This is a genomic window from Pseudomonas sp. PAMC25584 (assembly GCF_058135675.1).
Map to the genome: position 1 here is coordinate 4,356,852 of NZ_CM176870.1, position 24,570 is coordinate 4,381,421.

Annotated in this window: 12 protein-coding genes; 5 read left to right on the forward strand and 7 right to left on the reverse strand. The window is 64.5% G+C overall.

The window, feature by feature from the left end:
- Positions 1-31 precede the first annotated feature (31 nt).
- From ACS5Q8_RS20215 to ACS5Q8_RS20225, 3 genes are all read right to left on the reverse strand, one after another.
- On the reverse strand, positions 32-799 hold the full coding sequence (locus ACS5Q8_RS20215) for an N-acetylmuramoyl-L-alanine amidase (RefSeq protein WP_276194169.1): 768 nt from the start codon (positions 797-799) through the stop codon (positions 32-34).
- A 124-nt stretch (positions 800-923) separates the two neighbouring features.
- Positions 924-2,243 (reverse strand): ATP-binding protein, encoded by a 1,320-nt coding sequence (locus ACS5Q8_RS20220; RefSeq protein WP_465160370.1) that lies wholly within the window; start codon positions 2,241-2,243, stop codon positions 924-926.
- A complete protein-coding gene (locus ACS5Q8_RS20225) occupies positions 2,243-2,923 on the reverse strand; it encodes a response regulator (RefSeq protein ID WP_276194171.1) in 681 nt (226 codons plus the stop codon). The genes ACS5Q8_RS20220 and ACS5Q8_RS20225 overlap by 1 nt, the downstream gene beginning before the upstream one ends.
- 176 nt (positions 2,924-3,099) lie before the next feature.
- Between ACS5Q8_RS20225 and dsbD the strand changes: the two genes are divergently transcribed.
- Genes dsbD through dsbG form a run of 3 tightly spaced genes read left to right on the forward strand, consistent with a single transcriptional unit; the run spans position 3,100 to position 6,409 of the window.
- Entirely contained in the window at positions 3,100-4,827 is a 1,728-nt protein-coding gene (gene dsbD, locus ACS5Q8_RS20230; protein WP_276194172.1) for a protein-disulfide reductase DsbD, read from the forward strand.
- The gene (locus tag ACS5Q8_RS20235) at positions 4,827-5,672 is read left to right on the forward strand and encodes a TlpA disulfide reductase family protein (RefSeq protein WP_276194173.1); all 846 of its coding nucleotides are present in this window, start codon (positions 4,827-4,829) and stop codon (positions 5,670-5,672) included. Before dsbD ends, ACS5Q8_RS20235 begins: the two co-directional genes overlap by 1 nt.
- Entirely contained in the window at positions 5,648-6,409 is a 762-nt protein-coding gene (dsbG, locus tag ACS5Q8_RS20240; protein ID WP_276194174.1) for a thiol:disulfide interchange protein DsbG, read from the forward strand. Before ACS5Q8_RS20235 ends, dsbG begins: the two co-directional genes overlap by 25 nt.
- A 115-nt stretch (positions 6,410-6,524) precedes the next feature.
- On the opposite strand, the gene ACS5Q8_RS20245 is transcribed toward dsbG, so the two are convergent.
- Together ACS5Q8_RS20245 and ACS5Q8_RS20250 are read right to left on the reverse strand one after the other, a co-directional pair.
- Positions 6,525-19,424 carry a non-ribosomal peptide synthetase gene (locus ACS5Q8_RS20245; protein ID WP_465159365.1) on the reverse strand — a complete coding sequence of 4,300 codons (12,900 nt, stop codon included), beginning with the start codon at positions 19,422-19,424 and terminating at the stop codon, positions 6,525-6,527.
- 60 nt (positions 19,425-19,484) lie between these two features.
- Complete coding sequence (locus ACS5Q8_RS20250) at positions 19,485-20,237, reverse strand: thioesterase II family protein (RefSeq protein ID WP_276194176.1); 753 nt, start codon at positions 20,235-20,237, stop codon at positions 19,485-19,487.
- A gap of 301 nt (positions 20,238-20,538) precedes the next feature.
- On the opposite strand from ACS5Q8_RS20250, the gene ACS5Q8_RS20255 reads away from it, so the two are divergent.
- Entirely contained in the window at positions 20,539-21,090 is a 552-nt protein-coding gene (locus ACS5Q8_RS20255; protein ID WP_426100028.1) for an RNA polymerase factor sigma-70, read from the forward strand.
- Between the two features lie 34 nt (positions 21,091-21,124).
- Here the strand turns inward: ACS5Q8_RS20255 and ACS5Q8_RS20260 are convergent, their stop codons facing one another.
- Both ACS5Q8_RS20260 and ACS5Q8_RS20265 read right to left on the reverse strand, forming a co-directional pair.
- A complete protein-coding gene (locus ACS5Q8_RS20260; protein WP_276194178.1) occupies positions 21,125-21,913 on the reverse strand; it encodes a substrate-binding periplasmic protein in 789 nt (262 codons plus the stop codon).
- Between the two features lie 93 nt (positions 21,914-22,006).
- A complete protein-coding gene (locus ACS5Q8_RS20265; protein WP_276194179.1) occupies positions 22,007-22,630 on the reverse strand; it encodes a TetR/AcrR family transcriptional regulator in 624 nt (207 codons plus the stop codon).
- A gap of 153 nt (positions 22,631-22,783) precedes the next feature.
- Here ACS5Q8_RS20265 and ACS5Q8_RS20270 point away from each other — a divergent pair, with 153 nt between their 5' ends.
- A complete protein-coding gene (locus ACS5Q8_RS20270) occupies positions 22,784-24,562 on the forward strand; it encodes an acyclic terpene utilization AtuA family protein (RefSeq protein WP_465159366.1) in 1,779 nt (592 codons plus the stop codon).
- The last annotated feature ends 8 nt before the right edge of the window (positions 24,563-24,570 follow it).

A 24,570-nucleotide genomic window follows, 5' to 3' on the forward strand; every position in this document is an offset into this window, starting at 1 on the left:
GATGAAGCGCCAAATGAGACAGCGCTTGACGTCAAAGCCCCCGGTACTTGTCGTTCAGCGCATACAAAATCGCACACGTCTCGGCATCCAGGCACCCACAATAATCCCTGGCCCGAAAGTGCATTTGAAACGCGCGGGTTCGCAGCTCGAACGCCTGGCGATTCTGCGCCGGTTTATACCCGTAGCGCTGAAAGGCACGCTCCACTTCCACCTCGGGCGGTAACCCGACACAAAATCGGCGCTGGTACATCGCCCGCGTCGCCTCATCGAACCAGGCCCCCACGCCCGCCTCGAACAGGCAACGCCAAGGCAAGTGCGGCCCCGGATCACTCTTGCGCCAATACGCCACATCCGAATGCCCGAGGATCTCGGTCGGACCGATGTGCGGGTAACGCGCAAGGATGTCGCGCAGCAATTCGATCAATACATCCACCTGCTCCCGAGGGTACGCAGGAAAGGTAAACACGCCGTCCTCATCGCGCGCCTGGTTGACGATCTCGATGCCGATCGCGCGGCTATTGAGGTTATCCCGCCCGCCCCAGTGGCTCACCCCGGCATGCCAGGCACGCTGCGCCTCATCCACCAGGCGGAACACGCGCAACTCGTCATAACCGGCGGCGCGGTAGCCGGGCTCGGCCGGATCAGGCAGCAGATAGTGCGCACTGACACCGTGCCGCGTCAGGGTCTGCAGGGATGACATAAAGGGCGCGGCGGTGTAATGCAGGACCACTTGCCCCACGGGCTCGCCGTTGCGTTCGTTGAAGTCCTTGGCGGGGAAACTGGTATCGATGACCAACATAAGAATCGTCCTTTTCGGTACAGGCCGAGTCATTCGGCCCGTTCAAGCGCAAAACAATGACCGCCATCCTGAAGGGTTGAACGTCAGGCGGGCGGTAACTATTTGGCACGCGAAAGAACGGTGATCAGCGACGCAGCGGCATGCCCAAATCGACCCGCAGGCCATCCGGCTGGCTATCGAACGTCAACGAGCAGGAGCAGCGTTGGACAATCGCCTGCACAATCGCCAGGCCCAGGCCACAACCCTCGCTGTTGCCGTTGCGCCAGAAGCGCTGGGTCAGGTATTGCAGGTCTTCGCTGGCGATCTGTTGGCCATGGTCACGCACGCGGAACACCACCTGATCGCCGGCCATCAATACACTGAGCTCCACCCGGGTATCGCCCGGAGTATGGCGCAGGGCGTTGTCCAGCAGGTTGCGCAGGGCAGCGACGGCCAGGCCCACCGGCATTTCCACCGGGGTGTCGCTGAGATTTTCCGGCAGGATCAGGTCGATACGCTGGTTGTCGCCGGCGTTGGCGTCCTGGATCGCCAACCGCGCGACTTGCTCGGCGCTGGACTGCAAGCCGTCGTCGAACGACAGGCTGCCCTCCACTCGCGCCAGCAAGAGCAATTGCTCGAGGGTACGATGTAGGCGGTCGGCGCCCTCCTCGGCATGGGCCAGGGACTGATCGCGGGCCGCGCCTTCGGTCATGCGCGCCACTTGCAGGTGGGTCTTGATCGCAGTCAGCGGGCTGCGCAGTTCGTGGGCGGCGTCGCCGGTGAGGCGCCGTTCGCGTTCGATGGTCTTGGCGATGCGCTGCAACAGTTGGTTCTGGGTGTCGAGCAGCGGTTTCAACTCGCTGGGCAGCGGGTGGATCTGCAGCGGCTCGAGGGAATCGGCACTGCGCCGCATCAATGCGTCACGCATGCGATTGAGCGGCAGCAGGCTTTGCCCGATCCCCAGCCACAGCAGGCACAGGCAGCCCAACAACGCCACACCGACCGGCACCGAGGCCGCCAGCAGAATCGACAGGTTCAACGCCTCGCGCTCGACCTGGCGGTCGGCGGTGGTAATGAACAGATCGCCACGGCTCAGGGTAAAGCTGCGCCACGCCGCGCCGTCGATGATCTGGTCGCGAAAACCGCTGCGATGGGATTCCAGCCCCTGGTCCGGAGTGGTGTGGCTGCGCGCCAACACTTCGCCGCGCAAGGAACTGACCTGACAGGCCATGCCGCCCGGCACATTCAGTTGCTCGGCGCTGAAGTGCTTGCCCTCGGCGCTGCTTGCCAGGCCCGGCATCTGCTCCGTCAAACCGGCGACCATGCGCGCCGACGCGACCAGGCGCTGGTCGAGGGAGAACATCATCTGGTTGCGCAGATCGTTGAGCATCCAGGCAGCCGCCAGCGCCCAGATCAACACAAAAGCGGCGCCGAGCTTGAAGGTCAGGCGCAGACGCAGGCTCATCACGGGGGGCTATCTCCACCATCCGCCGGGCCCAGGCGGTAACCCAGGCCACGTACTGTTTCGACGATGCCGTTGCCCAATTTGCGCCGCAAATGGTGGATATGCACGTTGAGGGCGTTGCTTTCCAGTTCGTCGTTGAAGCCGTAGACGCTGTCTTTGAGCTGTTCGCTGGAGAGCACGCGGCCCTTGTTGTGCAGCAGCGCCTGCAACAGCGCTTGTTCGCGGCGGGAAAGGTCCACGGATTGCCCGGCCAGCAGGGTTTCGCGGCTGCTCGGGTCGTAAGTGAGACGGCCGTGCTCGATCAGGTTGACGCTGCGCCCCGCCACGCGGCGCAGCAAGGTTTGCAGGCGCGCGGCGAGCTCGCGCAGGTCGAAGGGCTTGAGCAGGTAATCGTCGGCACCGGCTTGCAGGCCGTCGACGCGGTTGGTCACCGAATCCCGCGCGGTGAGGATCAGCACCGGAATTTCCAGGCCCTGGCTGCGCTGCTGTTGCAGCAACTTGAGGCCGTCTTCGTCGGGCAGCCCGAGGTCGAGCACCATGATGTCGAATTCGGCAGCCTTGAGCATTGCCCGCGCGGCAGCAGCGGTGGCGACGCGCTCGACGGTAAAGCCCTGGGCGCCGAGGCCGGCCACGATGCCGCTGGCGATCAGTTCGTCGTCTTCACAGACCAGTACGTGCATGCTGAACCCTTCATGAAAGATGGGGGAATTAGAAGACAGATCGATTAAGCGCGCATTATGCCGCCAAAGTTCGCAACATCAGATATTCCCTACACTCTAGAATAGCGTCCGGTTAATCATCGGTTAATCAACGCCACACATTGTGTGCCTCACTTGCATCGAACTAAGGCTTGACCATGCGGCATCTATTTACCTTACTGCTGATGTTGTTCGCGGGATTCGCCCAGGCCGCGCCGGGTAACCCGTTCGAGACCAAACCCGATTTTCTCCCGGTAGCCAAGGCCTTCACCTTTACCTCCGAACGCCTGGAGTCCGGCGAAACCCAGCTGTATTGGCAGATTGCCGATGGTTATTACCTGTACCAGCAGCGCATGAAGTTCGACGGCCTCGCCGAAAAGCCGGCGCTGCCCGAGGGTGAAGCCCATAGCGATGAGTTCTTCGGCGAGCAGCAAGTGTACCGCCAAGGCCTGGAAGTGAAGATTCCTGCGGGGGTGACCGGCCAGGTCAAACTGGGCTGGCAGGGCTGTGCCGATGCCGGCCTGTGCTACCCGCCGCAGTCGATCAGCGTGGACCTGGGCGGCAATCCGGCCGTCGCCGCCACCGCACAAGCCCAGGACCAGAGCCTGGCCAGCGGCCTGCAACAGCGCAGCCTGGGGTGGAGCCTGCTGGTGTTCTTCGGCTTGGGCCTGTTGCTGGCGTTTGCCCCGTGTTCGTTGCCGATGTTGCCCATCCTCGCCGGCCTGGTGGTCGGCAGCGGCGCCAGCCCGCGTCGCGGTTTTGCGTTGGCCGGCAGCTACGTGATGTGCATGGCGCTGGTGTATGCCGCGCTGGGCGTAGTGGCCGCGTCGCTCGGCAGCAACCTTGCCGCACTGCTGCAAACCCCGTGGATACTCGGCAGCTTCGCCGCCTTGTTTGTAATCCTGGCCCTGCCGATGTTCGGCTTCTTTGAACTGCAACTGCCGGTGGCCGTGCGTGATCGTCTGGACAACGTCAGCCGCAACCAGCGTGGCGGCAGCCTGATCGGCGCCGGGGTGCTCGGCGCGCTGTCCGGCCTGTTGGTCGGCCCCTGCATGACCGCGCCCCTGGCCGGTGCCCTGCTCTATATCGCCCAGAGCGGTAACGCCCTGCACGGCGGGCTGATCCTGTTCGCCATGGGCATCGGCATCGGCATTCCACTGTTGCTGCTGGTGACCGTGGGCAACCGCTTCCTGCCCAAGCCAGGCACCTGGATGAATGTGCTCAAGGGCGTGTTCGGCTTCCTGTTCCTGGCCACCGCCGTGCTGATGATTCGCCCGGTGGTCGGGGAAAACCTGTGGCTCGGCCTGTGGGGCGCGCTGGCCATCGCCATGGCCTATTGCGGCTGGCGCCTGGCCCAGGATTTCGGGCGTGTCGCCATGCTGTCCGGCGCGGTTTCCGTGGTGCTCGGGTTGTGGGGCGGCCTGCTGATGGTCGGCGCGGCGGGTGGCAGCGATGATGTGTGGCAACCGTTGAAGGTCTACAGCGGCTCGCGGATCACCAGCGCGCCGACCGCCCACGACGCGTTTATGACCATCAACGACCCGGCCGTGCTGCAAAGCCAGCTCGACAGCGCCAAGGCCCAGGGCCAATGGGTACTGGTCGATTACTACGCCGACTGGTGCGTGTCGTGCAAGATCATGGAAAAACAGGTGTTCGGTAAACCCCACGTGATGGACGCCCTGAAAGACGTGCGCCTGCTGCGCCTCGACGTCACCGCCGACAACGCCGCCAGCCGCGCCCTGCTGGGCCGCTACAAAGTGCCGGGGCCACCGAGCTTCGTATGGATCGGCCCGGACGGTGAAGAACGCCGCGCCCGGCGCATCACCGGCGAAGTCGATGCCGATACGTTCCTGCAACGCTGGACCCAGACGCGGGACGCCCGCTGATGCTGACCCTGACCATCGGCACCTTCGCCATCGCCCTGAATCACATCCTGCTGATCAGCGCGCTGATTCTCGCCACCCTGGTGGGGTGGCGCGTGGCCAAGCGTGGCGGGGAAAACCCGGAGTCGGTGCTGTTCTACCTGTTCCTGCTGGGCATGTTGGCAGCCCGCATCAGCTTTGTGCTGATGTACTGGAGTTATTATCGCAACGACCCGTTGCAGATCGTCGACCTGCGCGACGGCGGCTTTCTCGCCTGGCCCGGCGTCATTGCACTGATCCTCGGCGCGCTGCTGTACGGCTGGCGCCGCCCGGCCCTGCGCAAACCGTTGAGTGCCGGGGTGATCACCGGCCTGCTGTTCTGGGGCATGACCAGCCTGTCGCTGAGCCTGTATGACAAAGGCTCGCGCGTGCCGGACATCACCCTGCGCAACGCGAATGGCGAAGTGGTGCAACTGGCGGACTACCAGGGCGGCCCGCTGGTGATCAACCTGTGGGCCACCTGGTGCCCGCCGTGCCGCCGGGAAATGCCGGTCCTGGAACGCGCCCAACGCCAACGCCCCGACGTGACCTTCCTGTTCGTCAACCAGGCCGAAAGCATGCAAAGCGTCAGCACCTACCTGGCCACCCAGGGCCTGACCCTGGACAACGTATTGTTCGACGCCAGCGGCCGCCTCGGCCAGGCCGTGGGCTCCATGGCCTTGCCGACCACGCTGTTCTACCAAGCCGATGGACGCCTGATCAACAGCCACCTCGGTGAACTGTCCCAGGCCAGCCTGGCCCGTGCCATGGAACCCTTCGACATCGCCACTGAAAGGAAACCGACATGCCTCGCCTCCGCCACTTGCTGACCCTGCTGCCACTCACGCTGGCCGCCACCCTGGCCCAGGCCGAAGACTGGCCGGCACCGATCAAACAGATCGAAGCCAAGGGCGCCAAGATCCTCGGCAAGTTCGACGCCCCCAGCGGCCTCACCGGCTACGCCGCGCAGTACCAGAACCGGGGCATGGCGCTTTACCTGACCGCCGACGGCAAAAGCGTGCTCGCCGGCAACCTGTACGACGCCCAGGGCAATGACCTGAGCAGCGCGCCCCTGGAAAAACTGGTGTACGCACCGATGGCCAAGGAAGTCTGGGCCAAGATGGAAAAAAGCAGCTGGATCCAGGACGGCGACACCAACGCGCCGCGCACGGTCTACCTGTTCAGCGACCCCAACTGCCCGTACTGCAACATGTTCTGGGAACAGGCCCGGCCATGGGTGAAGGCCGGCAAGGTGCAGTTGCGCCACATCATGGTCGGTATCATCCGCGAAGACAGCCCAGGCAAATCCGCCGCCCTGCTGGCCAGCCAAGACCCGCAAAAAGCCCTGCAAGAACACGAAGCGGCCGGCAAGGGCAGCAAGTTGCAGGCGCTGGACAAAATCCCTGCCAATATTGAAGCCAAGCTCGATGCCAATATGAAGTTGATGGAAGAGTTGGAGTTGTCGGCGACGCCGGCGATTTTCTATCTGGATGACAAGGGCGGGTTGCAGCAACAGCAAGGGGCGCCGTCGCCGGATAAGTTGGTGAAGATCCTTGGGCCGAAATAGCCGGCGCCTGGGCTGATGCTATCGGGGGCAAGCCCCCTCCCACACTCGACCGGGTTCATGCGTTCAAATGTGGGAGGGGGCTTGCCCCCGATAGCGTCAGTCCAGGCAACGAAAACTACAAGCCTTCCAACTCCGCCATCAAATCACTCAACCGATCCACCTTCTCGGCACTGATCGCAGTCACCGCCAGCCCATCGATGTACTCGGCCAACTGCGCCACCGTGCTGCATTCGAACATCGCCCGCAACGGCACATCCCTTTGCAAGGTTTTCTGCACGCGCGAGGCGATCTGCGTGGCCAGCAACGAGTGCCCGCCCAGTTCGAAGAAGTTGTCCTGCACCCCCACCCGGTCGACGTTGAGCACCTCGGCCCAGATCGCGGCCAACGTACCTTCCAGTGCATTGCGCGGCGCCAGGTAGGCCTGGTCGTGCAACTGGCCGATCTCCAGGGCCGGCAAGGCGTTACGGTCGAGTTTGCCATTGGCATTGAGCGGCAGGCGCTCGAGCCAGAGCCAGTGCAGCGGCACCATGTATTCCGGCAGTTCGGCGCACAGGCGTTGTTTGATGCGATCGAGGCGCTCGCTGGGGTTGAGACTGGCGTCGTCAGCTACCAGGTAACCGACCAGGTGTTTGCCGTTGACGCCGTCTTGCACGCCAACCGCCGCGTCGCGCACTGCCGCTTGTTCATGCAGGCGCGCTTCGATTTCACCCAGTTCGATGCGGTAGCCGCGGATTTTCACCTGATGGTCGATACGCCCGACGTACTCCAGCACGCCATCGCTGCGCCGCCGTGCGAGGTCGCCGCTGCGGTACAGACGCTCGCCCGCAGCGCCAAACGGGTTGGGCACGAACACCTGGGCGGTGCGCAGCGGGTCGCTGACGTAACCGCGACCAACGCCGGTGCCGGCCACGCACAACTCGCCCACCACGCCCTGCGGCACCAACGCCAGCGCAGCGTCCAGCACGTACAAGCGGTTGTTGTCGGTCGGCGTACCAATCGGTAGGTAAGTGCCACGGGTCGAGGCCAGGTCGACACGGAAGAACGCCACGTCATCCGAACATTCCGCCGGACCATAAGCGTTAACCAAGCCGATCTCGGGGTAGCGCAGCAACCACTGCTGCGCGAGTTCCGGCGGCAGCGCTTCACCCGTCGGCAACATCCAGCGCAGGCCGTCCAGGCCGATGCGTTCCTCGGCCAGCATGCCCTGGATCAGCGACGGCACGCTTTCCAATACGGTGATGCCCTGGGCCTGCACATGCGCCAGCAAGCCTTGCGGATCGTGAGCGACCGCATTCGGCACAATATCCACCCGCGCACCAAACAACGGCGCGGCAAGGAACTGCCACACAGAGATATCGAAACTTTGCGAGGCGGTTTGCGCAATCACGTCCACCGGGCTCAGGTCCAGGTACGGCACCTTGCTCAACTGGTTGTTGAGCATGCCGCGCTGTTCGACCATCACGCCTTTGGGCAGGCCGGTGGAGCCCGAGGTATAGATCACATACGCAAGGTTGTCCGGGCCACTGTAGATCCCTGGGTTTGCCCCACGGCCAGGCACGTCCTCCCACACCAGCAACTGGCATTCGACACCTTGCAGCAACTCGATGGCCTGCTCGCGACACGCCTCGGTACACACCAACAACGGGGTGCGGCTCAGCTCGATGATCCGCCTCAGACGCTGACTCGGCAGCCCCGGGTCGAGCGGCAGGTAACCGGCCCCGGCTTTGAAGCTACCGATGATCATGCCGAGCACATCGAGATTACGCTCCGCCAGCAATGCCACCGGCTGATCCAGGCCGACACCCGCCGCGATCAACGCATGGCCGAGGCCGTTACTGCGCCGGTTCAACTCGGCGTAAGTCCAGTGTTGGTCGAGGTAGGTGGCGGCGATGCGCTCCGGATGCTGCGCCACCTGTGTTTCGAACAGCTCGATATAGCTGCGCTCCAGTGGATAGGCGTGCGCACTCTGGTTGCAGCCGTGTACCAGCAATTCACGCTCCTGCGCGCTTATCAGCGGCAGGTCGGCCATGTCGCCATGAAAACCCTGCACCAGCGCCAGCAGCAGGCGTTTGAACTCGCCCAGCATGCCTTGCACGGTGCTTTCATCGAAATAGCGCTGGTCATAGGACAGGTGCAAACCGAGCTCATCGCCCGGATAGCACACCGCCGTCAGCGGGAAGTTCGTGTGGGTGCGACCGGAGTCCGACGTGGCATTCAGGCTTTGCGCACGGTCGAGCACCGAGACTTCCACCGGAGCGTTTTCGAACACGAACAGGCTGTCGAACAGCGGCTGGCCCTTGGGCAGTTCGCTGAGTTCCTGGATCGTCACCAGCGGCAAGTATTCGTACTCGCGCAGTTGCATATTGCTGTCGAGCAGGCCACTCAACCATTGGCGCACGCTGCAACGCTGGCCATCCTCGGGCAGCTTCACGCGCAGCGCGATGCTGTTGATGAACAAGCCGACGGTACGTTGCATGTCCGGCATGTCCACCGGACGCCCGGCCACGGTGACGCCGAACAGCACGTCACGCTCGCCGCTCAAGCGCCGCAGCACCAGGGCCCAGGCGGCCTGGGCGAAGGTGTTGACGGTCAGTTGATGGGCCTGGGCCAGTTCGCGCAGTTGCACACCCTCGCGGGCATCGAGGCGGGTGTAGCAATCGCCCACCACCATGCCGCCGCTGCCACCGGCGTGTTCACGCAGGAACGGCCGGTCGCTGGGGATCGGCGTGGTGCGCTCGAAGCCCAGCAGGTTGTGCTGCCACCACTGGCGCGCCTGACTCAGGTTTTGGCGTTGCAGCCAGGCAATGTAGTCGCGATAACGCGGCGGCGTGGCCAGTTGCGCATCGCGGCCTGCGCCGAGGGCCGTGTAGAGGTCGAAGAAGTCATTCATCAACAACGAACGGCACCAGGCATCGATCAGGATGTGGTGGTTGCTCATCATGAACCAGTAGCGCGCTTCACCGACGCAAATCAGGCGCAGGTGGAACGGCGCCTGGTTGAGCAGATCGAAACCGGCTTCGCGTTCGGCCTTGAGCAGGGCTTGCAGACGCGGTTCCTGTTCGGCCTCTGCAACGGCGCTCCAGTCCAGGTACTCGATCGGCGTACTGCCGGGTTTGTGGATCACTTGCAGCATGTCCTCGCCGACGTTCCAGCAGAACGAGGCGCGCAAGGCTTCGTGACGGGCGATCACCGCTTGCCAGGCCTGGGCGAAACGCTCGGGGTCCAGAGCACTGTTGATGCGGTAGCGGTCCTGCATGTAGTAGAGGCCGGTGCCCGGTTCAAGCAGGGTATGCAGCAGCAGGCCTTCCTGCATCGGGGTCAGCGGGTACACGTCTTCGATGGCACTGGCAGGCACCGGCAACGCGTCCAACTGCGCCTGGGTCAGGCGCGCCAGGGGGAAGTCGGAGGGCGTCAGGCCGCCGGCATCGGCCTCGAGACAATGGTCGATCAGGCTGTGCAGTTCGGCCAGGTAGGCGGCGGCCAAGTCGCCAATCGTCTGGTGATCGTGACGTGCGCGGCTGAAGGTCCAGCGCAGCACCAGTTCGCCGCCGTACACCTGGCTGTCGACACTCAGTTCGCTGGGCAGCGGCGCATCCGGGTCATGGGCGAGGCCGGCGGATTCGTCCAGCGGGTGGAACAGTGCATCGGCGCCAAAGCTCTGGTCGAACTGGCCGAGGTAGTTGAAGCTGACGTCGGCACTCGGCAGTGCGGCCAGGGTCTGCTGGCACAGGTCGTCCGCCAGGTAGCGCAGCACGCCATAGCCCAGGCCCTTGTGCGGCACGCCGCGCAATTGCTCCTTGATGGCTTTTATCGATGCGCCCTGCTCCGCCAGCGGCGTCAGGCGCACCGGATAGGCGCTGGTGAACCAGCCGACGCTACGGGTCAGGTCGATCTCATCGAACAGGGTTTCGCGGCCGTGGCCTTCCAACTGGATCAGCGCCGAAGCGTGACCGCTGCAGCGGCACAGCACGCGGGCCAGGGCGGTCAGCAGCAGGTCGTTGACCTGGGTGCGGTAAGCGCTGGGGGCCTGTTGCAGCAACTGCCGGGTGTGTTCGGCATCCAGGCGCACGCTGAGCGTCTCGGCATCGCGATGGCGCAACCCACCGTGCGGGCGCGCTACCGGCAAGGCCGGCACCGCGCCGGCCAACTGGTCCTGCCACAGCGTCAACTCTTCGCGCAGGGATTCGCTGCCGGCATAAGCCTGCAAACGGGCCGCCCAATCGCGCAAGGCACTGGTCTTGGCCGGCAGGCTGACAGAGTGGCCATCGCTCAATTGGCGATAGACGTTTTGCAGGTCCTCGAGCAACACACGCCACGACACACCATCCACCACCAAGTGATGGATCACGATCAGCAGGCGCTGCTGGCCGTGCGGGCCGTCCACCAGCAATGCGCGCAACAGTGGGCCGTGCGCCAGGTCGAGGCTGCGTTGGGTGTCGCTGAACAACGCCGAGCACTGCTGCAAATCGCGCACGTGCGCCTGCATCAGCACGCCGCCCTGCGGCACGGCCAGGTGCTCGGCGTGCCATTGCGCGTCGCGTCGGGTGAAACTCAGGCGCAGCGCGTCATGGTGTTCCAGCACCGCCAGCAGGGCTTGCTCCAGGCGATGGGGATCGAGCAGTAGCAGCGGTTTGAGCACCAAGGCCTGGTTCCAGTGCTGACGCGCCGGGATCTCGCTGTCGAAGAACCACTGCTGGATCGGCGTGAGCCCTGAACGGCCGGTCAGCACACCTTGCTCAGCAGTGACCTGCTCGGCGCGCGTGGCGACGGCAGCCAGGCTCTGGACGGTCTGGTGCTGGAACACATCGCGGGGGCTGAAGTGAATCCCGGCCTGGCGCGCACGGCTGACCACCTGGATCGACAGGATCGAATCACCGCCCAGTTCAAAGAAGTTATCGTCGAGGCCGACCTGCTGCACGTTCAACACCGCACACCAGATCGCCGCCAACGTCTGCCCCAGCGCGTTGCGCGGCGCCACGTAGTGTTGGCGATTCGCCTCGGGATCGGGCGCGGGTAAGGCGCGGCGGTCGAGCTTGCCGTTGGCGGTCAGCGGCATGCTGTCCAACACGAGCACATGGGCGGGCACCATGTAGTCCGGCAGTTGCGCCTTGAGGTGGGTCTTCAAGGCATCGCGCAACGGGCCGTGCTCGGCGTCGCTGACCAGATACGCCACCAACTGTTTGCCGCTCGGCGAATCCAGCGCCAGCACCACCGCTTCACGCACGGCGGGATGTTCGAGCAGGCGCGTTTCGATCTCGCCGAGTTCGATGCGGAAACCGCGAATCTTCACCTGATGGTCGATCCGCCCCAGGTACTCCACCTGCCCGTCTGCACGTTGGCGCACCAGGTCGCCGGTACGGTACAGGCGGCCGCCATGGGCCGCGAACGGGTCCGCGACAAAACGCTCCGCCGTCATCCCCGGCTGCTGGTGATAACCCTGTGCCAGACCTGCCCCGCCGACGTACAACTCGCCGCTCGCGCCTTGCGGCACCAAGGCCAGGTCGGCGTCGAGAATGTAGGCCACGCGGGCGCCGATGAGGCTGCCGATCGGCACGCTGCCGGCGCCCTCTTCCGGGTGCTGCGGCGCGAGGCCGGCCAGCGGCATCACCACGGTTTCAGTCGGGCCGTAGGCGTTGAAAAACACCTGCGGCTGGAACGCGGCGCGGATGCGCTGCAAGTGTTCGCCGGTCAGCGCCTCGCCGCCGGTGATGCACATGCGCACCGGCAAGGTCTGCTGCTGGGTCGCCAGCCATTGCGCCAACTGGCTGCCGTAGCTCGGGGTGAAGCCGAGGATGTTGATGCGATGGGTGCGAATCAGCCCACAGATTTCCTCGGCATCCCACTGGCCCTGGGCGCGCAATACCACCTGCGCACCGCTGAGCAACGGCACCAGCAAACGTTCGGTGGCGGCGTCGAAGTTGATTGAGTAAAAGTGCAGTTCGCAGTCGTCCGGGCGCATGCCGAAGCGCTCGATCACCGCCTGGCAGTGCATGGCGATTTCGCCGTGGCACACCACCACGCCTTTCGGCTTACCGGTGGACCCGGAGGTGTAGATCAGGTACGCCGGGTGTTGCGCCAGGCTGAGCAACGGCAGCTCGCTGGCCGGGTAGTTCGCCAGCACCGGCAGGTCGTCTTCCAGGCACCAGCACGCCAGCGTCGCCGGCAGTTCACCGAGGGCGGCGAACATCGCCGCATCACTGAGCAGCAGGCCGATGCCGCTGTCTTCGATCATGTAATGCAGGCGGTCCAGCGGGTACTCCGGGTCCAACGGCACATAGGCGCCGCCGGCCTTGAGAATCGCCAGCAGGCCGATGACCATTTCCAGGGAGCGCGGCAACGCCAGGCCGACAAGCACCTGCGGGCCGACGCCACGCTCGCGCAGCATCCAGGCCAGGCGGTTGGCGCGGGCGTTCAGTTCACGGTAGCTGAGGGTCTCGCCGGCAAACGTCAGCGCCGGCGCGTCGGCACGGGCCAGCGCCTGCTGGCTGAACAGTGAGTGAAGGCACTGGTCGAGGCGCTGCTCAGCCGCGTCGGTCCCCAGGCTGCGCTGCAACGCGTGCTGCTCGTCGGCACTGAGCATCGGCAATTCGCTGAGGCGCTGCTGCGGATCGGCGATCAGCGCTTCGAGCAGGTTGCGCCAATGCTCGGCCATGCGCGCAATGCGCGGCTCGTCGAACAAATCGGTGCTGTAGGTCAGGCAGCATCCCAGGCGATGGTCGAGGTCGGTGACTTCCAGGTTGAGGTCAAACTTGGTCGCACGCGCATCGTTGGCCAGGTACTCGACGGTCATGCCGGCCAGTTGGCGGCGTTGCTGGAATTCCCAGCGCTGCACGTTGCACATCACTTGGAACAGCGGGTTGTACGCCGCGCTGCGCGGCGGTTGCAGCGCGTCCACCAGATGGTCGAACGGCAGGTCCTGATGGGACTGACCCTCGATCACGGTGTGGCGCACATGCTCGAACAACTCAGCGACGTTCATCTGCCCATTGAGCTGGCACCGCAGCACCTGGGTGTTGAGGAAGGCACCGATCAGCCCTTCACTCTCCGGGCGAATCCGGTTGGCCACCGGGGCGCCGATGCGCAAGTCGGTCTGGCCGCTGTAGCGGTAGAGCAACACCGCCAGGGTAGCGGTCATGGTCATGAACAGGGTGAGACCGCGCTCGGCATTGAAAGCCCGAACACGTGCCGCCAGTTCGTCGTTCAAGTCAAAACGGTACAGCTCGCCCCGGTGGCTTTGCACCGGCGGACGCGGGCGGTCGCCGGGCAGTTCCAGCAGCGGGTGCTCATGGCCCAACTGCGCGATCCAATAATCGAGCTGGCGCTGGCGCTCGCCGGACTCCAGCCACTGGCGCTGCCACACGCTGTAGTCGAGGTACTGCACCGGCAGCGGCGCCAGCGGCGAGTCGCACTCGTCGATAAACGCCTCGTACAGCACGCTGAGTTCACGGGCAAAGATGTCCATCGCCCAGCCTTCGGTGACGATATGGTGCAAGGTCAGCACCAGGTAATGTTCCTGCGCGCCGGCCTTGACCAGGCACACGCGCAACAGCGGCCCGGTTTCCAGGTTGAACGGCGTGTGCGCCTCGACATCGGCCAACTGCTGCAAGCGTTGCTCGCGCTCGATGGGGTTCAGCGCCGAGAAATCCTGCCAGCCCATGCGCAGGCCGGTCTGCGCCGACACCTGTTGATGGGCCACGCCATCGACGCTCGGGAAGGTGGTGCGCAGGGTTTCGTGACGCAGGATCAAGGCCTGCAACGCCGCCTCGAAACGCCCCACGTCGAGCACCCCGCGCAAACGCGCCATGCCACCGACGTTGTACGCCGGGCTGTGCGGTTCCAACTGCCAGAGGAACCACATGCGCTGCTGGGAATAGGACAGCGGCACCGGCCGGCTGCGGTCGACCTTGGTGATTGCCGTCTGTTGATTACGTTGGCCTGCGGCCTGGATCAGCCCGACTCGCTCGGCAAACGCGCCCAGCTCGCTGGCTTCGAACAGGGTGCGCAACGGCAGCTCGACGTCACACGCCTGGCGGGTGCGCGAGATGATTTGCGTGGCCAGCAATGAATGGCCGCCGAGGGCGAAGAAGTCATCGCACAGGCCGATCCGTGGCAGGCCCAGCACTTCGCGCCAGATCGCCGCAATCTGCTGCTGCAACGGGGTTTGCGGTTCAACGTGTTCGCGGGTTTGCCACACCGGTTCCGGCAGCGCACGACGGTCCAGCTTGCCGCTCGGGCTCAGGGGCATAGCGGCCAGGCACATCAGGTGCGCGGGCACCATGTACTCCGGCAACTCGGCGGCCAGGGCGGCTTTGACGGCCTGTGCGTCCAACGCCGCAGTCGCGGTGTAGTAGCCGATCAGTTGATCATCACGTACCAGCACCACGGCCTGGGCGATACCGTCGAGGGCCAGCAGGCGCGCTTCGATTTCTTGCGGTTCCACGCGAAAGCCGCGCAACTTGACCTGCTGATCGAGACGCCCGAGGTAGTCGAGCACGCCGTCTACGCTCCAGCGTGCGCGGTCACCGCTGCGATACAGGCGCGTGCCCGGCGCGCCCAGCGGGTCGGCGACAAAGCGTTCGGCGGTGAGCCCGGCCCGGCCGAGATAACCGCGTGCCAGGCCGATGCCGCCGATGCACAGTTCGCCCGGCACACCGGCCGGCAACGGGTTGAGCTGCTCGTCGAGCACGCGGCAGATCACATTGCCCAGCGGCCGGCCAATCGGCGAGCGCTCGCCATCCTCGGCCTGGCAATGCCAGTGGGTGACGTTGATCGCGGTTTCGGTCGGACCATAACGGTTGTGCAATTGCACCGCCGGCAACCGCGCAAGCACGCGATTGCGCAACTCTGCAGACAAGGCTTCGCCGCCGCAGAACAGACGGCGCAGGCTGGTGCATTCGGCCGCCAACGGCTCGTCGATAAACAACTGCAACAGCGGCGGCACAAAGTGCAGCGTGGTCACGCCATGTGCCTGCACCAATTGGGCAATGCGCTGCGGATCGCGCTGCTCGCCCGGCCCCGCCAGCACCAGGCGGCAGCCGGTGATCAGCGGCCAGAAGCATTCCCACACCGACACGTCAAAACTGATCGGCGCTTTTTGCAGCAGCACGTCGGTTTCATTCAGCGCGTAGGTAGCCTGCATCCACTGCAAGCGCTCGGCCAGGGCCGCATGGGTGTTAGCCACGCCCTTGGGTTGGCCGGTGGAGCCGGAGGTGTAGATCACATAGGCAAGGTGGTCGCCTTCCAGATACAGCCCCGGCGGCTGGGTCGGCCAACTGTCGAGGTGCAGGCTGTCCATGGCGATGACGCAGACACCTTCGGCCGTGGGTAATTGCTCCAGCAACGCGGTCTGGGTCAGCAGCAGGTGTACGCCGCTGTCCTTGAGCATGTAGGCCAGGCGCTCGGCAGGGTAATCCGGGTCCAGCGGCACGTAGGCGCCACCGGCCTTGATGATCGCCAGCAGGCCGATCAGCAACTGCGGCGAACGCTCGGCGGCGATGGCCACGCACACGTCAGGGCCGACGCCTTTGTCGCGCAGGTAATGGGCCAGGCGGTTGGCCTGCGTGTGCAGTTGGGCGAAGCTCAGGCTGCCGCCCTGCCAGACCAGCGCAGTGCTGTCCGAAGTTTGCCTGTTGAGCCGTTCGGGTAACCATTGCTGGGCCGCCGCGCAAGGCGCTTCGCTCCAGGGCCGCTGCTCGTCGTGGTGCATCAGCTTGAGGTCGCCGAGGGCGAGCTGCGGTTGCTCGCACACGGCGTGCAGCAGGTGGATGAAGTGCTCGGCCAGACGTTGGATAGTGGTGGTTTCGAACAATTCATCGGCGTAGTCGAACGACAGACTCAGGCGCCCGTTGCGGTCTTCTTCGCTGTGCAGTTGCAGGTCGAACTTGGCTTCGCGGCTGTGCCAAGGCAGCTCCTCGGCGAGCAGGCCCGGCAGGCGATGCAAGGCGCTGAGGTCGCGTTGCTGATGGTTGAACATCACTTGGAACAGGCCCTGTTCGCGGGCGCGGGGGAATGCTTCGAGCAGTTGTTCGAAGGGCAAATCTTGATGGGCCTGGGCGCCCAATGCTGCCTGGCGAGTAGCCGCCAACAACTGATTGAACGGCAAACGCCCATCCAGTTCGGCGCGCAGCACCACGGTGTTGATAAAGAAACCGATCAGGCCCTGGGTTTCCTGGCGCGGGCGGTTGGCGTTGGGCACGCCGATGCGGATGTCGCGCTGGCCGCTGTAGCGATAGAGCAAGGTCTGGAACGCCGCGAGCAACAGCATGAACGGCGTCGATTCATTGGCCTGGGCGGTCTGGCGAATCGCCGCGCCGAGGCTGGCGCCCAGGCGCACGCTGTGGCGCGAAGCAGTGTGGCGTTGCTGCGCCGCACGCGGGTGATCGGTGGCCAGGCTCAACGCCGGGTGTTCATCCCCCAACTGAGCCTTCCAGTACGCCAGTTGCCGCTGGCCTTCGCCCTCGGCCAACCACTGGCGCTGCCAGTTGCCGTAGTCGGCGTATTGCACCGCCAGTGGCGGCAGTTGCAGCAGGGGCTGGCCCTGAGATGCCGCAGCGTACAGGCGCGAGAACTCATCGATGAGGATGTTCAGCGACCAACCGTCGGCGATGATGTGATGCAGCGTCACCAACAACTGATGATCTTCGTCGTCCAGACGCACCAGGCTCACCCACAGCAGCGGGCCGTTTTCCAGGTCGAACGCGCTGCGCGCCTGGTCCTCGCGGATCTGTTGCGCACGGGCTTCGCGTTCGGCGGCGGGCAGGTCGCTGAGGTCGATGACACGCAGGTTGAATTCGCTGCTGGCCAGCACCCGCTGGAAGGCTTGCCCATCCCGTTCGTAGAAGCGCGTGCGCAGGGCTTCGTGGCGCTGGATCAGCTGCTCGAAGCTGGCGCGCACCGCGTCTTCATCCAGCTCACCGCGCAAGCGCAGAGCACCGGGGATGGTGTACGCGCTGCTCCGTGGGTCGAGTTGCCAGGTGATCCACAGACGGTTTTGCGCGAGGGATTGCGGCAACTCGGCCTGGCGCGACAAGCGCTGGATCGCACCTTGGGCGACGCCACCCGCCTGTTGCAACTGTGCCACGTTGGCGGCGAAGTTCGCCAAGGTCGGCGCTTCGAACAACAGGCGCAGGTTCAGTTCCAGGCCCAGGCTTTCGCGCAGGCGCGCAACCACCTGGGTCGCGGTAATGGAGTTGCCGCCGAGCAGGAAGAAGTGGTCGTCCGCCGCCACCACCGGCACCTGCAACTGCTCGCACCAGATCGCCGCGATCTGGGTTTGCAAGGCAGACTCCAGCGCGACATCACTCGCCGGCGCTTGCAGACCGGGGAACTGCGCATAGCTGTCGAGGCTGCCCTCGGCGTGACGCAACGCGCACGCCGAGCGCTGCAGCTTGCCGCTGGAGGTCTTCGGCAGTGCGCCGGGGTTGAGCAACACCACCACGCACGGCGCCTGTTGATAGGCGTCGGCCACGGCTTGGCGGAGCGCTTTGATCAGCACGTCTGGCGCGAGGATTTTCTGCACGCTGCGGCTGATCTCAGCGGCGATACCGATGCCTTCCAGGCCCTGGTCATTCACCGCAAACGCCGCGACCCGGCCTTTGCGCACCCCCTCCACGTCGCGCTCGAGGGTCTGCTCGATGTCCTGCGGGTAGAGGTTGTGGCCGCGCACGATCAGCAGGTCTTTCAAGCGCCCGGTGATGTACACCTCGCCCTCGCGGATAAAACCCAGGTCGCCGCTGCGCAGCCAGGTGCGGCCGGCGTGCTGGACGAAGGTCTTGGCGCTGGCTTCGGGGTTGCGCCAGTAGCCGTGGGCGATGCTCGGGCCGCTGGCCCAGAGTTCGCCGACGTGGTTGTCAGGCAGTTCGGACAACGTGTGTGGGTCGGCAATCAGCACCGCATGGTCCGGCTGAGACGTGCCGCAACTCATGATCGCCGCGCCCTGCCCCGGCTCGGCGCGGTTGGCGGCCAGTGCCTGCGCATCCAGGCGCAGGGCCGGGATGCCGTGGCCACGTCTGCCGCCGGCGACAAACAGGGTCGCTTCGGCCAGGCCGTAGGAGGCGAAGAAACTGTTCGGGGTGAAACCGCACGGGGCGAACTGCTCGGCGAAGCGTTCCAGGGTGTCGAGGCGGATTGGCTCGGAGCCGGAATAGGCCACGCGCCAGCGCCTCAAATCCAGGCGTGCCAGGGCCGCCTCGCTGACCCGTTCGCTGCACAAACGGTAGGCGAAATCCGGGCCGCCGCTGATGGTGCCGCCGTATTCGCTGATCGCTTCCAGCCAGCGCAGCGGCCGGCCGAGGAAGTACGCCGGCGCCATCAACACGCAGGGCACGCCGCTGAAGATCGGTTGCAGCAGGCCGCCGATCAGGCCCATGTCGTGGTACAGCGGCAGCCAACTGACGATCACGTCATCCGGGTTCAGGTCGATGCCGAAACCGCGCCGGATCAGCACTTCGTTGGCGACCAGATTGCCGTGGCTGACCTGCACGCCCTTGGGCAAGGCGGTGGAGCCCGAGGTGTATTGCAGGAAAGCGATGTCGTCGGGCTGCACATCTGCGGCAACCCAGCGCTCGGCAAGCGCGCTGTCGAGGGTATCGACCGTCAACACCGGCGGCGCATTTTCGATCTGCGCCAAGCCATCGCCGAGGCTGGCGATGGTCAGCAACAGGCGCGGTTCGGCGTCGGCAATGATCGACAGCAAGCGCGCCTGGTGATGACGCCGACTGGACTCCGGCGGGTAGGCCGGCACCGCGATCACCCCGGCGTACAGGCAACCGAAGAACGCCGCCACATAGTCCGCCCCGCTGGGGAACAACAGCACCGCACGGTCGCCCAGGTCGGCGTTGGCCTGCAGGGCGGCGGCGACGGTACGGGCGCGCAGGTCGAGGTCGCGGTAGCTGAGTACCTCGCTGTGTTCGGCGGACTCGGCCAGGAAACGCAGAGCGATCTGGTCCGGGGTCTGCGCGGCGCGACGTTGAAGGGACTGGGCCAGGGTGCGGGGAAGTTCGAAGGCATCGATCATGGGGGTTCCTGCCTGAAATCGGCTTGCGGGAAATTCGGCTTACGGGAAATCGGGGAGCGTTCAGCCAGCGGCCAGTTGCCGCGCCGCGCCATTGCGCCAGCGCGCCAGGTGTTCCTCGGCGTAGCGCCGCATGCAGCGCAGCACCGCGCTTTCGTGCTGCACGAGGAAGAAGTGGTGGCCGTCGAACAGGTCCAGGGAAAAGCCGCTGGCGGCGTCTGCCTGCCAGTCGAGTAACTGGTCGGCGCGCACGCTGTCCTGTTTGCCGCCGAACACATGGATCGGCATGCCCAGCGGCTCGCGTCGGCCGTAGGTGAAGCTGCCGCACAGGAGGAAATCGGCGCGCAGGATCGGCAGCATCAGTTGCATCAATTCGCGGTTGGCCAGGGCCTCTTCGGCGGTGCCTTGCAGTTCGCGCAGGCGGGCGATCAGTTGCTCATCGGTCTTTTCGAGGGCGTATTCGCTGACATCGCGCCGCGCCGGGCCGGCAGTGCCGGAGGCAAACAGTGCCAGCGGCGCGGGCACGTTGCGCGCTTTCAGCGCATGCGCCAGCTCGAACGCCAGGAGGCCGCCAAGGCTGTGGCCGAACAGCGCGTAAGGGCCGTCCAGGTCACGGCTGATTTCATCCGCCAACTGCGCAGCCAAGGCGCCGATGTCACGCTGCAAGGGCTCATCCATGCGCATGCCGCGCCCCGGCAACTCCAGTGGGCACACCTGCAACCAGTCCGGCAGAACGCGGCGCCAACGCACGTACACCATGGCGCTGGCCCCCGAATAAGGCAGGCAGAACAGGCGCAGTCGAGTGGGCGCGCTCATCGCTCGGCAACCCCAACCTGAAACGCGCTGTACGCACGATAGAAACCCATCTCGCCCTCCTGCAGGTGCTGATCCTTGGCCGTTTTACTAACGGACCTGTCACCCAGAAGAACGCACGGCACTGGCAAATAATTAGTCGCAGAGGACGAGCGAGACGTCGGTCACACCTTTCGCGTCAATATATGATTAGTTCGTCTTCTCATTTGACAATAATTATCATTCATCATAATTTGTTGCCCGATGTGTAGGAGGCCTCAGCAAGGACGCCCTCCCCCAACCTCTTTGCGACAAGGTGATTTCCATGACGGAACAAGTATCCACAGGCAGGTGCGACTCACCGCTTCTCCAGGCATTCGTCGATAATCGGCTGATTCTGGTGAAGATCGCGGCACGCATTACCGGATGCCGCTCCCGGGCCGAAGACGTCGTGCAGGACGCCTACTTCCGGCTGCAAGCGGCGCCGACGATCACCTCATCGTTCAAGGCCCAATTGAGTTATCTGTTTCAGATCGTGCGCAACCTGGCGATCGATCACTATCGCAAGCAGGCTCTGGAGCTCAGATATTCGGGGACCGAAGAGGAAGGCTTGAATGTGGTTATTCACGGCGCTTCACCGGAAGCCTCGCACATCAATTTCAACACCCTGGATAACATCGCCGACGCCCTGACGGAGCTGCCCCAGCGCACCCGCTATGCGTTCGAGATGTACCGCCTGCACGGCGTACCGCAAAAGGACATCGCCAAGGAACTCGGCGTTTCACCGACCCTGGTCAACTTCATGATTCGCGATGCGCTGGTGCATTGCCGCAAGGTGTCGGGCAGTCACAGCGATACGTTTGCGCGGCGGGTCTGAAGCGCGCCCTCGCCCATGTTGATCGCCTGCAACCTCAGGGCACGGCCGTCACATCGATGCGGTAGGGCTCGAATATTTTCAGCAGCTCGCCGTCGTCGCGCAAACGTTTGATCAGTTCGGCAAACGCAGGCCCGCTGATCGGTGCATTGGGCCGTAGCAAGGCGTAATGGTGGTACACCTGGTCGACGCGCTGCGAGATCAGGAACTGTGCAGCCATATCGGCGTTGCGCGCCAGAAAATCACTCAGGTACGAGCGGGTCACCAGGGCGATATCGGCGCGGCCGCGAGCGACCATCAACAGGTTGCTGTCATGGGAGTAGGTCAACGTCGCGTTGAAGTGCTCGGCCATGAACTTGGGGTCGGGATTGAAGTTGGCGAAGGCGTAGTGATAACCGCTGAATACCGCCAGGCGCTTGCCGCCAAGGCTGGCGAAATAGTTCTGGTCGCGACCGGGCTCACGCTGGGCGACGAAGATTTCGGCATCTTCCAGGCCCATGTCGACCGTGGTGTGGGGAATTTTCTGCCAGCCCCAGTCAGGGTTTTCGAAAATCGCCACGTCGACCCGGCCCTGCTCAAAATCGCGAAAGCGCCGCGGGATCGAGGTCGGCACCAGCACGAACTGATAGTCGGTTTGCGAGGCGTTCAGGGCTACGACCAACTGCGGCAGCAATCCGGTGTCGGCGCCTTGCTCGGGGCGCACGGTGTAGGGCGGAAAATGCGCAGCGCCGATCCTCACCAATTGCGCAGCCGAAGCCGGCATCCACGCCGCCGTGCCCAGTGCCCATAAAGTAAGTCCTACAGCCAATCGCAATGGCGAAAACATTAAGGCACACACCGTTTAACATGCTGATGGCAGTAAGCTAGGCGTTTTTGTCTGGCGAGACAACTTTCCACCGCCGAATTAACAGCTTGCACCTCAATCAGCCTTCAAAACCATCAACAACGCCTCTTCGGCTAACTGTTCAAGAGTCAGACTGCCCTCGGCGCGGAACCAGGTGGTGGTCCAGGACAAGGCGCCGGTGAGGAAGCGCCGGGTGATAAACACGTCCCCCTTGATGTAGCCGGCGACCTTGGCCTCGCCCAGCACCTGCAGCCAGATCGTCTCATACACATCACGCAAGGCGAGCACCTGGGCCTGGCCTTCGGCCGACAGCGAACGCCACTCGTACACCAGCACCGCCATGGCTTCGCCGCTGCCGCCCATGATCGACTGCAATTCGCAGCGAATCAGCGCCAGCACCCGTTCGCGCACGGTGTTCGCTTCTTCCAGCGAAGCGCGCATCAGCGCGGTGTTGTAGTGGATGGTTTCTTCCATGACCGCACGCAGGATCTCGTCCTTGCTCTTGAAGTGATGAAAGATGCTGCCGGACTGGATACCTACGGCGCCGGCCAAGTCGCGCACGGTGGTGCGTTCGAAGCCCTTGTTGCGAAACAGGTGAGCCGCGGTTTGCAGCAACTTGCCCCGGGCACTCTCGGGGTCGGTCAATTGGCCGCCGTCGACCATGGTGCGCATCACCCGCAGGGCTTTTTGCTCATCCATGCTGCTCTCCTCTACTTCTACTGACGTCTTGGGCGGCAATTTAGGCCGTGCCTGCCAGCCAAGCAAGCGCTTGGCCGAAAACTGTGTCCGGAGTTTACAAACCAAGCGCTTGCTTGGTAGTCTCGTCAGCAGCCATTCGAGGAAGGATTTCTCATGAGCAAGACGGTTCGTATCGGCTGCGCCAGCGCCTTCTGGGGCGACACCTGCACCGCCGCCGCCCAGTTGGTACACGGCGGCAAGCTGGATTACCTGGTATTCGACTATCTGGCGGAAGTCACGATGTCGATCCTCGCTGGCGCGCGGATGAAAGATCCTCAGGCCGGCTACGCCACAGACTTTGTCGATGTGCTGACACCGCTGCTGGCCGAGATCCAACGCCAAGGCATCCGCGTGATCAGCAACGCGGGGGGCATCCACCCCCAGGCCTGCGCCGCTGCCCTGCAAGCGGCCTGCGATGCTGCGCAACTGCCGCTGAAAATCGCCGTGCTGCTGGGCGATGACCTGCAACCCCAACTCAAACACCTGCGCGGCAGCGTCGACATGTTCAACGGCGCGCCGCTGCCGCCGCTGTGCGTATCCGCCAATGCCTACCTCGGCGCGCCGGGCATTGTCCGCGCCCTTGAGCTGGGCGCAGATATCGTCATCACCGGGCGGGTGGTCGACAGCGCGGTGGTCAGCGCCGCGTTGGTGCATGAATTCAACTGGTCGTGGCAGGACTACGACCGCCTCGCCCAGGCGGCCCTGGCCGGGCATATCATCGAATGCGGCGCGCAGTGTACCGGCGGCAACTTCACCGATTGGCGCGACGTGCCGGACTACGAGCACATCGGGTTTCCCATCGTCGACGTCAGCGCCGACGGCCAGTTCAGCGTGAATAAAGTCGCGGGCAGCGGCGGGTTGATCAGCGAGCTGAGCGTGGCCGAACAACTGCTCTACGAAATCGGCGACCCGCGTGCCTACTTGCTGCCCGATGTGATCTGCGATTTCAGCCAGGTCAAATTGCAGCAGCAAGGCAAACACAGTGTGCGTCTGCACGGTGCCAAGGGTTTGCCGCCGACCGACCACTACAAGGTCAGTGCCACCTACCCGGATGGCTTTCGCTGCACTGCCAGTTGCCTGATTGCCGGGATCGATGCGGTGGCCAAGGCCGAGCGGGTCAGCCAGGCGATTATCAACAAGACCTCGGAACTGTTCAGCCTACACGGCTGGGCGCCCTATACCGAAGTGAATATCGAACAGCTCGGCAGCGAAGCCACCTACGGTGCCCATGCCCAACGCCAGGACTGCCGCGAGGTGGTGGTGAAGCTGGCGGTGCGCCACCCGAGCAAGCAGGCGCTGCTGCTGTTCGCCCGCGAAATCGCCCAGGCCGCGACCGGCATGGCGCCGGGGCTGACCGGTATCGTCGGCGGGCGGCCGACGGTGTACCCGCTAATTCGGCTGTTTTCGTTTCTGATCGATAAATCGTCTTGTGAGCTGGCGATTGATTTCCAGGGTGAGCGTCACCCTTGCGCCCTCCCGGCCACCCAGCCACTGGGCACGCCGGCGGCGGCCATCGATCCGCCCAAACCCCAAGGCCGCGCCGACGCCAGCGTGCCGCTGGTGAAACTCGCGGTGGCCCGCTCCGGCGACAAGGGCAACCACAGCAATATTGGGGTGATTGCCCGCGACCCGGCATACCTGCCGTGGATCGCCGAAGCCCTGACCCCTGAAGTGGTCGTCGACTGGATGCGCCACGTGCTCGATCCGATCCACGGTCGCGTCGAGCGCTGGTACCTGCCCGGTAGCCACAGCCTCAACTTGCTGCTGGAAAACGCCCTGGGCGGTGGCGGCATCGCCAGCCTGCGCATCGACCCGCAAGGCAAGGCCTTCGCCCAGCAGTTGCTGGAGATCCCTATCGCCGTGCCGCAACACATCGCCGATCAACTCACCTAAAGGAGCGT

What these genes read in the sequence shown, in the direction of transcription:
- ACS5Q8_RS20265 (WP_276194179.1), bottom strand. Translation starts at nt 22,630, where the DNA reads ATGGATGAGCAAAAAGCCCTGCGGGTGATGCGCACCATGGTCGACGGC.
- ACS5Q8_RS20225 (WP_276194171.1), bottom strand. Translation starts at nt 2,923, where the DNA reads ATGCACGTACTGGTCTGTGAAGACGACGAACTGATCGCCAGCGGCATC.
- ACS5Q8_RS20245 (WP_465159365.1), bottom strand. Translation starts at nt 19,424, where the DNA reads ATGATCGATGCCTTCGAACTTCCCCGCACCCTGGCCCAGTCCCTTCAA.
- ACS5Q8_RS20270 (WP_465159366.1), top strand. Translation starts at nt 22,784, where the DNA reads ATGAGCAAGACGGTTCGTATCGGCTGCGCCAGCGCCTTCTGGGGCGAC.
- ACS5Q8_RS20255 (WP_426100028.1), top strand. Translation starts at nt 20,539, where the DNA reads ATGACGGAACAAGTATCCACAGGCAGGTGCGACTCACCGCTTCTCCAG.
- ACS5Q8_RS20215 (WP_276194169.1), bottom strand. Translation starts at nt 799, where the DNA reads ATGTTGGTCATCGATACCAGTTTCCCCGCCAAGGACTTCAACGAACGC.
- ACS5Q8_RS20260 (WP_276194178.1), bottom strand. Translation starts at nt 21,913, where the DNA reads ATGTTTTCGCCATTGCGATTGGCTGTAGGACTTACTTTATGGGCACTG.
- dsbD (WP_276194172.1), top strand. Translation starts at nt 3,100, where the DNA reads ATGCGGCATCTATTTACCTTACTGCTGATGTTGTTCGCGGGATTCGCC.
- ACS5Q8_RS20235 (WP_276194173.1), top strand. Translation starts at nt 4,827, where the DNA reads ATGCTGACCCTGACCATCGGCACCTTCGCCATCGCCCTGAATCACATC.
- dsbG (WP_276194174.1), top strand. Translation starts at nt 5,648, where the DNA reads ATGCCTCGCCTCCGCCACTTGCTGACCCTGCTGCCACTCACGCTGGCC.
- ACS5Q8_RS20250 (WP_276194176.1), bottom strand. Translation starts at nt 20,237, where the DNA reads ATGAGCGCGCCCACTCGACTGCGCCTGTTCTGCCTGCCTTATTCGGGG.
- ACS5Q8_RS20220 (WP_465160370.1), bottom strand. Translation starts at nt 2,243, where the DNA reads ATGAGCCTGCGTCTGCGCCTGACCTTCAAGCTCGGCGCCGCTTTTGTG.